The organism is Micromonospora sp. D75, assembly GCF_018070405.1.
Classification (GTDB): Bacteria; Actinomycetota; Actinomycetes; order Mycobacteriales; family Micromonosporaceae; genus Micromonospora; species Micromonospora chalcea.
Window position 1 is genome coordinate 1 of the sequence record NZ_JAGPXV010000801.1, and the last position, 2,276, is coordinate 2,276.

2 protein-coding genes and 1 pseudogene are annotated in these 2,276 nt (G+C 72.8%); 2 read left to right on the forward strand and 1 reads right to left on the reverse strand.

Annotated elements, in window-relative coordinates; translation table 11 throughout:
• Together KBX39_RS29210 and KBX39_RS29215 are read left to right on the forward strand one after the other, a co-directional pair.
• Nucleotides 1-965, forward strand: a 965-nt coding sequence (locus KBX39_RS29210) for a DUF5915 domain-containing protein (protein WP_210873619.1), incomplete at its 5' end; no start/stop codon positions are given.
• Nucleotides 966-1,108: 143 nt separating this feature from the next.
• Entirely contained in the window at nt 1,109-1,801 is a 693-nt protein-coding gene (locus KBX39_RS29215; protein WP_069087994.1) for a 1-acyl-sn-glycerol-3-phosphate acyltransferase, read from the forward strand.
• Nucleotides 1,802-1,805: 4 nt separating this feature from the next.
• Here KBX39_RS29215 and KBX39_RS29220 read toward each other — a convergent pair.
• Nucleotides 1,806-2,276, reverse strand: a pseudogene (locus KBX39_RS29220) (hypothetical protein); the annotation flags it as partial.

A 2,276-nucleotide genomic window follows, 5' to 3' on the forward strand; every position in this document is an offset into this window, starting at 1 on the left:
TCTCCGGCGCGTGCGCCACCGTGCGGTCCTACCTGGACGCGCTGACCAACTGGTACGTGCGCCGGTCCCGGGACCGGTTCTGGGCCGGCGACGCTGACGCGTTCGACACGCTCTCGACGGTGCTGGAGACGCTGTGCCGGGTGGTGGCGCCGCTGGCGCCGCTGACCGCCGAGGAGATCTGGCGCGGGCTGACCGGCGAGCGGTCGGTGCACCTGACCGACTGGCCGCGGGCGGACGAGTTCCCGGCCGACCACGAGCTGGTCTCCACGATGGACAACGTCCGGGCGGTCGCCTCGGCGGCGCTGTCCCTGCGCAAGGCCAAGGGCCTGCGGGTACGGCTGCCGCTGGCGAAGCTGACAGTGGCCTCGCCCGTCGCCGCCCAGCTGCGGCCCTTCGCCGACCTGGTCGCCGACGAGGTCAACGTGAAGGAGGTAGTGCTCAGCGACGAGGTGTCCGCGTACTGCCAGCAGGTCCTCACCGTGGTGCCGCGGGCGCTCGGCCCGCGCGTCGGCAAGGCCGTCCAGCAGGTGATCAAGGCGGTCAAGGCGGGGGAGTGGGAGCTGCGCGACGGCGCCCCGGTCGCCGCCGGGGTCACGCTCGCCGAGGGCGAGTACGAGCTGCGCCTGGTCGCCGCCGACGCCGAGCACTCCGCGCCGCTGCCCGGCGGTGAGGGCGTGGTCGTGCTGGACACTGAGGTCACGCCGGAGCTGGCCGCCGAAGGGCTGGCCCGGGACGTGGTCCGGGTCGTGCAACAGGCCCGCCGCGACGCCGACCTGGACGTCTCCGACCGGATCACGGTGGCCGTCTCCGCCTCCGAGGACGTACGCGCGGCGGTCGCCGCGTACACCGAGTTCGTGGCCCGGGAGGTGCTGGCCGACAGCATCGACTTCGCCGAGGGCCTCGACGGCTTCGCCGGCGAGGCCGGCGACGGCGAGCGGGTCACAGTGACGGTCCGGAAGGTCTGAGCCGGACCGGGTGCCCTCCCCCGCCCCCGTGGTGGGGGAGGGCCCAGCCCCAGCGAGTGGACTGCGGGCCACCCGCTCGGTGACGGACGGCCGCGTCGGCTACCGTGACAGCGCCTGTTTCACGTACGACCGCCGGAGGACCCGTGCCCCTGCTCTACACCATCGGCAAGCTCACCGTGGCGCCCGCGCTCCGGTTGGCCTTCCGTCCGCACGTGGAGGGTTTGGAGCACATCCCGGCGACCGGCGGCGCGATCTTCGCCAGCAACCACCTCTCCGTCGCCGACGAGCTGCTGCTCGGCACCGTGGTGCCCCGCCACCTGGCGTTCTGGGCCAAGTCGGAGTACTTCAAGGGCACCGGCCTCAAGGGCGGCTTCTCCAAGTTCGTGCTCACCGGGCTGGGCGCGATCCCGGTCGAGCGGGCCGGCGGGCGGGCCGCGCTCACCGCGTTCGACGCGGCGATCCCGGTGCTCAAGGCCGGTGACCTGGTCGCCGTCTACCCGGAGGGCACCCGTTCGCCGGACGGGCGGCTCTACCGCGGGCGTACCGGCACGGTCCGGCTGGCGATCGCCGCCGGCGTGCCGATCATCCCGGTCGGCGTGACCGGCACCGACAAGGCCCAGCCGATCGGTACGCGGATCCCGCGACCGGGCCGCGCAAAGATCACCATCAAGTTCGGCAAGCCGCTGGACTTCACCGGCCGTCCCGACGACCGCACGTCGCTGCGCGCGATGACCGACGAGATGATGGCCGAGATCCAGAAGCTCAGCGGCCAGGAGTACGTCCCGCGCTACGCGCCGAAGCGCGCCGACCAGGCCGCCGGTGAGCAGACCGCCTGAGCGGTCAGGACTTCGGCACCACCACGCGCTGACGCAGATCGTTCAGTAGCCGCCCGCTGTCGTCCACGGACAACCGGGTGAACACGCCTGTGGTCAGACTGCCGTGGTCGGCCGAGGCGCAGACCACCACCGAGTCGCCGTCCGCCCGGCCGACCGCGCAACGCGCGTACCGGCCCCGGACGCCGGTCTCCACGTTCACCGACTCCTTCAGGCCGTACTCCCCGGCGAGGCGGTCGATCTCCGCCTTGGCGTCCGACTCCGGGCTGAACCGCAGGCCGGTGCTGCCGAACAACGTCACCCGCTTGCCGTCGCTCGTCGTGTAGATACCGGCGAACGTGTCCTCGGCGAGCAGGTTCGACTCGCGTACCCGGCTCTTCAGCTCCTCGGCGGCGGCCTGGCTGCGCTCGTCCTGGCGCAGCCGCATCGAGTCGATCTGGTCCGGGAGGCTGGCGCGGGCCGGGTACTGGCTGGAGAT